Genomic DNA, 6,467 nt, shown 5'->3' with positions numbered 1-6,467 from the left:
GCAGCCGCTCGGGGTCGCGGTCGCCGCACTGCTGCTCCCGCCGCTGGAGCGCGCCGGCGGGATCACCCTCGCCTTGGCCGTGCCCGGGCTGCTGTGCCTGGCCGTGGCGGTCCTGCTGCTGGTGCTGGCCGCCGACCCGCCTCGGGCCGACGCCCCTGTGGGCGAGGACGCCCGGCCCCGCTCGCCCTACCGGCAGTCCTGGGCCCTGGCCCGGGTGCACCTCGCGAGCGCGCTCCTGGTGGTGCCGCAGTTCGCGACGGCGACGTTCTCGGCGGAGTACCTCGTGGCCCAGCAGCACTGGGACGCCGCCGATGCCGGGCGGGTGCTGGCCGTGGTCGCACTGGCCGGCGCCCTCGGCCGGCTGGCGGTGGGCCGCTGGTCCGACCTGGTCGGCAGCCGGCTGCGGCCGATGCGTCAGGTCGCGCTGCTGTCCGCGTTGACGATGGCCCTGGTGGCGGTGGCGATCCAGTCCGGCTCGCCGCTGGTGCTGGCCGCCCTGGCCGCCGCGTCGGTCGTCTCGGTCACCGACAACGGGCTGGGCTTCACCGCGACGGCGGAGCTGGCCGGGACCGCGTGGTCCGGGCGGGCCCTGGGCACACAGAACACCGCCCAGAACGTCGCCGCCTTCCTCACCGGGCCGCTGGTCGGGGCCCTGGCCGGCGCCCGCGGCTACGGCCCGGCGTTCGCGGTCTGCGTCGCCCTGCCGCTGCTCGGCGCCTGCGTCGTGCCGGTCCGCGCCGAGCGCTGACCTGCGCCGTGATTGCGTGGTCTCCGTTCGGGGTACGGTTCGAAGGTTCGCCCGGCCTGTCGGCAACTCCGCCCCCAGGTCCAACCTGAAGGTCCGGTGCTCCCATGTTCTCCTCCTCGCCTGCCCAGGCTCCCGCCCCGCCCCCGCCTGACGTCACCCTCGTGCCGCTGGCCGCGCACGCCAAGGCCCAGGGGGTCTCGCCCGGCAGCCTGGCCCGCCGAGCCCGCCGCGGCCAGCTCGAGGGCGCCACGCTCATCGCCTCCCGCTGGTACGTCGCCGACGCCGCCCCGACGGCCACGGTCGCCGCGGTGGAGGTCCAGACCGACCCCGGCCTCCGCATTCCCGAGCCCCCGGTCTGACCGGGCCGGAGGCCCGTCGTCAGCAGGCCACCGTCAGTAGGCCGCGGTCAGTAGGCCGCCGTCAGCCGGCGCTGCGCCGGGTCGATGGTGATCTCCCCGCCGTACGGCAGCACGAGCTGAGGGTCGGTGTGGCCGAACTCCACGCCGGTCACCGTCGGCACCCCGGGGTGGTACTCCCCCAGCGCCCGCAGCACCGCCGCCTCCTGGTCACGGGTGTAGGCCTCCCGCCCCGGCAGGTCCAGCGGCCGCTCGAACGACCAGGCCTTGGGCGCAGCCACCAGGACACCCGCGAACTGCTCGAGCATCCCCCGCTCCCCCATCCCGATGAGCACGCGGTAGACGTACTCCGCCGACGGCATCTCCTCGGAGGTCTCCAGGAGCAGGACGCACCCCCGGTATGCCGCGGGGTCCAGGACGTGCCGGCCCGAGCGCAGGTGCATGTCCAGGATCTCCAGGCAACCGCCCCAGGAGGGGCCGACCACGCGCCGGGCGTCCCCGTGCCAGCGCCAGCCGGCGCCGGGGCGCATGGCCGGCTCCGCGGTGTCCTCGTCCTGCTCCTCCCAGCGACCGTTCTCGTCCTGGAAGTCCGGAGACGGGGCGAGGTCGACGGGCTTGCGCTCGAACAACGCGGTGCGCAGGGACTCCAGGGTCACCGGGTGCATCGCGCCGGGGCGTCCGAGATGCACCAGCGTCGAACCGCCGTGGTAGCTGACGATGCCCAGGTTCCACAGGTAGATCAGCAGGTTGGTGTTGTCGCTGTAGCCGAGGAAGGGCTTGGGGTTGGCCCGGATGAGGTCGGCGTCGAGGTGGTTGAGCACCTTCAGCTGGTCGCTGCCGCCGATGCTGGCCATGACGGCGCGGATCTCGGGGTCGGCGAACGCCGCGTGGATGTCGGCGGCCCGCTCCTGTGGCGTCGCCCCGAGCCGGCGCGTCGTGGGGTACTCCACCGGCTCGACGCCGAGGTGCTCGCGCAGCCGCCGCAGCCCGAGCTCGTGCACGTGCGGGAACGCTGCGGGCCCGGCCCAGGAAGGGGACAGGACGGCGACCTTGTCGCCGGGGTGGACGTGGTGGGTATGGGACAGCACCGGACGCAGGACCATGGCCCGGATCCTCGCACGCCCCCGGCCGTCCCGGCCCCGTCCGGTGGCAGGTGGCCGTGGCGCTGTCGGTGAAGCCCCTCGCCGTAGGCCCACCCTGCGCCAGGCGACGTGGGCCGGCGCCGGTGTCCTAGGAGGGGTCGCGCCCGGACAGGGCCAACACGCGGTCCTGGGCGTCGGCGGAGGTGGTGTCGACCGCGGCGGCGAAGTAGCCGCTCTCGGCCAGCGCCGCCCCTTGCGGCTCGAGGAAGGCCAGCACCGCCGAGACCGCCTCGGGCACCAGCGTCTCGTCCAGCCCGGCCCCGCGCGCGACGTCCCAGCAGTGCACGGTCAGGTCGACCAGCATCTGCGAAGCGTAGAGCGAGGCCGGCACCCGCCCGAAGGACAGGTGGACCGGCTCCTCGTCGGAGGGCAGGGCCTGCCAGGCCGCCAGGGAGGCGGTGACGGCGGACTCCCACGCCGCGACGGGGTCGGTGCCGACGTTGTCGCCGTCATAGCGGTCGCCGACGTCCTCGAGGGTCTGCCCGGCCAGCAGGTGCGGGACCCACAGGTGCTCGCCGGTCATGTGGTTGACGACGTCGCGCACGCTCCACTCCGAGCAGGGCGTCGGGTCGTTCCACCGGTCCGGGGGCACGGCGCGCACGGCGGCGGTGAAGCGGGCGGCCGCGACGGGCAGGAGCGAGCGGTTCGAGACCATGTCCATGGCTACCACGCCACGCCCTCAGGCGCCGTCGGACACGAGCACCCGCACGGCCCGCCCACGGCGCAGGGCCTGCTCCAGGACGGCCAGCCGGGGGTCGGGCAGGTCGGGCAGCTCCCGGCGCGGCAGGCCGGCCAGCGGGGCCAGCCGGGGGTCGGCCAGGACGTCGCGCACCAGGGCGCGGTCGCCACCGACCACCAGGGCTCCCGGGTCACCGGGCAGCACCAGCCGCAGCGCGTGGTCGGCCACGGCGGTGGCCAAGGCGTCGGCCTGGTTGCCCCGGCGCCGGGCGTAGCGCTGCTGCGACCAGCCGCCGGCGGCGGTGCGGGACTGCACGTAGCGGGTGCCGACCTTGTGCGCGACGAACTGCTCCCCCTCGGCCAGCCCCACGGCATACCCGCCGCGGCGCACGAGGACCAGCCCGACCACTCGTGGGGGCTCGGCCCACGCGGTCAGGGCCTCGACGTCGCCGGCCGGACACGGGCCGGCGGGCAGCCACGGCTCCAGCACCGCCCGCGCCCCGTCGGGGGCGGCCAGGGTCAGCGTCCCCTCGCCCACGTCCCAGGCCGGTGCGCCGTGCCGCTCGGCGAACCCGGCCACCCAACGAGCGATGCGCGCCGGATCGACCTCGATCCGGCGCGCATCGACGGGCGCGGGGCTGCTCACACGTTGAAGCCGAGCGCCCGCAGCTGCTCGCGGCCGTCGTCGGTGATCTTGTCCGGGCCCCACGGCGGCATCCACACCCAGTTGATCCGGTGCGAGGCCACCAGGCCCTCGAGCGCCTGTGCGGTCTGGTCCTCGATCACGTCGGTGAGCGGGCACGCCGCGCTGGTCAGCGTCATGTCGATGACGGCGTGGCTCTGGCCGTCGACCGTGATGCCGTAGATGAGGCCGAGGTCGACGACGTTGATGCCGAGCTCGGGGTCCACGACATCGCGCAGCGCCTCCTCGACGTCGGCGACGTTGGCCGGTGTGCTGGTGGTCGTGTCAGTCATGACAGCTCCCTAGATGGGCTCGTGGTGTGACCCGGCGCCTGGGACGCCGTAGCCGAGATGTCGATGCCTGCCTGTGCCAATGCATCGGTGAACGCGGTCCATCCCAGCAGCGCACACTTCACACGGGCAGGGTATTTCGCGACGCCGGCAAAGGCCACGCCGTCCCCGATGGCCTCCTCGTCACCGGGGTCGGTGCCCTTGCTGGTCAGCATGGAGCGCATCGCGACGAACGTCTGCAGCGCCTCGGTGACCGGCCGGCCGATGACCTCGTCGGTGAGCACCGACGTGGACGCGGTGGAGATGGAGCACCCGAGCGCGTCATAGGACACGTCGCGCACGACGGCGTCGGGGCCCTCACCGTCGACGTCGACCCGCAGGGTGACCTCGTCGCCACAGGTGGGGTTGATGTGGTGCACCTGCGCGCCGAACGGCTCGCGCAGGCCGGCGTGGTGCGGGCGCTTGGAGTGCTCGAGGATGATCTCCTGGTAGAGGTCCATCAGCCCTCCAGCCCGAACACGGCCGGCACCCGGTCGAGCGCTGCGAGCAGCGCGTCGACCTCCTCGAGGGTGTTGTATGCCGCGAAGCTCGCCCGCGCGGACGCGGTCACACGGAACCGGCGGTGCAGCGGCCACGCGCAGTGGTGCCCCACCCGCACGGCCACCCCGGCGTCGTCGAGCACCTGCCCGACGTCGTGGGCGTGCACACCCTCGACCTCGAAGGCCACGGCCCCGGAGCGGTCGGTGCCGTCGGCCGGGCCGAGGACGCGCACCCAGGGGCGCTGCGCCAGTCCGGCCAGCAGCGCCTCGGTGAGGGCGTGCTCGTGCGCGGCCACCCGGTGCATACCGAGCTTGGTGAGGTAGTCGCAGGCGGCGGCCAGGCCGACGGCCTGGGCGGCCATGGGCACGCCTGCCTCGAACCGCTGCGGCGGCGCGGCGTAGGTCGAGCCCTCCATCCGGACCACCTCGATCATCGAGCCGCCGGTGATGAACGGCGGCATCGCCTCGAGCAGCTCGGAGCGGCCCCACAGCACACCGATGCCCATCGGGCCGAGCATCTTGTGGCCGCTGAACGCGACGAAGTCGACGCCGAGGTCGGCCACGTCCACCGCCAGGTGCGGCACCGACTGGCACGCGTCGAGCACGGTGAGCGCCCCGACGGCCCGGGCACGCTCGACCAGCGTGGAGACCGGGTTGATGGTGCCGAGCACGTTGGAGACGTGGGTGAACGCCAGCACCTTGGTGCGCTCGGTGACCACCGTGTCGAGGTCGGCCAGGTCGAGGCGGCCCTCGTCGGTGACGCCGAGCCAGCGCAGCGTGGCGCCGGTGCGGCGGGCCAGCTCCTGCCACGGCACGAGGTTGGCGTGGTGCTCCATCTCGGTGACCACGATCTCGTCGCCGGGACCGAGGGCGAACCGCGCCGCGACGGCCGGGTCGGCACCGTCCATGGCGCCGGGGGCCGCGGCGTTGCTGAACGCGTAGGCCACCAGGTTGATCGCCTCGGTGGCGTTCTTGGTGAACACCACGTCCTGCGGCCGGGCACCGATGAACGAGGCGACCGTCTCGCGGGCCGACTCGAAGGCGTCGGTGGCCTCCTCGGCGAGCTGGTGGGCGCCGCGGTGCACCGCCGAGTTGTGCTGCTCGTAGAACGAGCGCTCGGCGTCGAGCACGGCGGCCGGCTTGTGCGACGTCGCCCCGGAGTCCAGGTAGACCAGCGCCCGGCCGTCCCGCACCTGGCGCGACAGGATCGGGAAGTCGGCGCGGATCGCGGCGAGCTCCTCGCTGGTGAACCCCTCCGGGGTGACGTCGGTCATCGTGGTCAGCCTCAGGCCTTGACGCCCACGAAGCGGTCGTAGCCCTCGTCCTCGAGGCGGTCGGCCAGCTCGGGGCCACCCTCCTCGACGATCTTGCCGTCGACGAAGACGTGCACGAAGTCGGGCTTGATGTAGCGCAGGATCCGCGTGTAGTGCGTGATCAGCAGGACGCCCACGTCACCGGTGGAGCGGACGCGGTTGACGCCCTCGGAGACGACCTTCAGGGCGTCGACGTCGAGGCCGGAGTCGGTCTCGTCGAGGATCGCGAACTTGGGCTTGAGCAGCTCCATCTGCAGGATCTCGTGGCGCTTCTTCTCACCACCGGAGAAGCCCTCGTTGACGTTGCGCTCGGCGAACGCGGGGTCCATGCGCAGGTCGGACATCGCGTTCTTGACGTCCTTGACCCAGTGGCGCAGCGCCGGGGCCTGGCCGTCGACCGCCGTCTTGGCGGTGCGCAGGAAGTTGGACACGGTCACGCCGGGGACCTCGACGGGGTACTGCATGGCGAGGAACATGCCGGCGCGGGCGCGCTCGTCGACGCTCATGGCGAGGACGTCCTCACCGTCGAGGGTCACCGTGCCGCCGGTGACGGTGTACTTCGGGTGGCCGGCGATGGAGTAGGCCAGCGTCGACTTGCCCGAGCCGTTGGGACCCATGATCGCGTGCGTCTCGCCCGACTTCACGGTCAGCGTGACGCCGCGGAGGATCTCCTTGACGCCGTTCTCGGTGTCGACCGTGACCTGCAGGTCCTTGATCTC

General features: G+C 73.4%; 9 protein-coding genes. 2 read left to right on the top strand and 7 right to left on the bottom strand.

The genetic code is table 11. The annotated features are described in order from the left end of the window. Both VF825_RS04290 and VF825_RS04285 read left to right on the top strand, forming a co-directional pair. A partial coding sequence (locus tag VF825_RS04290; RefSeq protein WP_331110496.1) for an MFS transporter occupies nucleotides 1-748 on the top strand: 748 nt, incomplete at its 5' end. A gap of 104 nt (nucleotides 749-852) precedes the next feature. Then, nucleotides 853-1,107 (top strand): hypothetical protein, encoded by a 255-nt coding sequence (locus tag VF825_RS04285; protein ID WP_331110494.1) that lies wholly within the window; start codon nucleotides 853-855, stop codon nucleotides 1,105-1,107. Between the two features lie 47 nt (nucleotides 1,108-1,154). Here VF825_RS04285 and VF825_RS04280 read toward each other — a convergent pair whose 3' ends face one another. From VF825_RS04280 to sufC, 7 genes are all read right to left on the bottom strand, one after another. Next, nucleotides 1,155-2,207, bottom strand: a complete 1,053-nt coding sequence (locus tag VF825_RS04280; RefSeq protein ID WP_331110492.1) for a S66 peptidase family protein — start codon at nucleotides 2,205-2,207, stop codon at nucleotides 1,155-1,157. 127 nt (nucleotides 2,208-2,334) lie between these two features. Beyond that, the gene (locus VF825_RS04275; RefSeq protein WP_331110490.1) at nucleotides 2,335-2,907 is read right to left on the bottom strand and encodes a TIGR03086 family metal-binding protein; all 573 of its coding nucleotides are present in this window, start codon (nucleotides 2,905-2,907) and stop codon (nucleotides 2,335-2,337) included. An 18-nt stretch (nucleotides 2,908-2,925) separates the two neighbouring features. Beyond that, nucleotides 2,926-3,570 carry an acVLRF1 family peptidyl-tRNA hydrolase gene (locus VF825_RS04270; protein ID WP_331110488.1) on the bottom strand — a complete coding sequence of 215 codons (645 nt, stop codon included), beginning with the start codon at nucleotides 3,568-3,570 and terminating at the stop codon, nucleotides 2,926-2,928. Further along, complete coding sequence (locus VF825_RS04265; RefSeq protein WP_331110486.1) at nucleotides 3,567-3,899, bottom strand: metal-sulfur cluster assembly factor; 333 nt, start codon at nucleotides 3,897-3,899, stop codon at nucleotides 3,567-3,569. Before VF825_RS04265 ends, VF825_RS04270 begins: the two co-directional genes overlap by 4 nt. Beyond that, nucleotides 3,896-4,396, bottom strand: a complete 501-nt coding sequence (sufU, locus tag VF825_RS04260) for a Fe-S cluster assembly sulfur transfer protein SufU (protein ID WP_331110484.1) — start codon at nucleotides 4,394-4,396, stop codon at nucleotides 3,896-3,898. Before sufU ends, VF825_RS04265 begins: the two co-directional genes overlap by 4 nt. After that, nucleotides 4,396-5,709, bottom strand: coding sequence for a cysteine desulfurase (locus VF825_RS04255; RefSeq protein WP_331110482.1), 1,314 nt, complete (start codon nucleotides 5,707-5,709; stop codon nucleotides 4,396-4,398). The genes sufU and VF825_RS04255 overlap by 1 nt, the downstream gene beginning before the upstream one ends. An 11-nt stretch (nucleotides 5,710-5,720) precedes the next feature. Further along, a partial coding sequence (gene sufC / locus VF825_RS04250; protein ID WP_331110480.1) for a Fe-S cluster assembly ATPase SufC occupies nucleotides 5,721-6,467 on the bottom strand: 747 nt, incomplete at its 5' end.

This window comes from Oryzihumus sp. (genome assembly GCF_036391795.1).
In the GTDB taxonomy this organism is placed as follows: domain Bacteria; phylum Actinomycetota; class Actinomycetes; order Actinomycetales; family Dermatophilaceae; genus Oryzihumus.
Note: the sequence above shows the minus strand (reverse complement) of the source record. Positions and strands in the feature narration are given on the sequence as shown.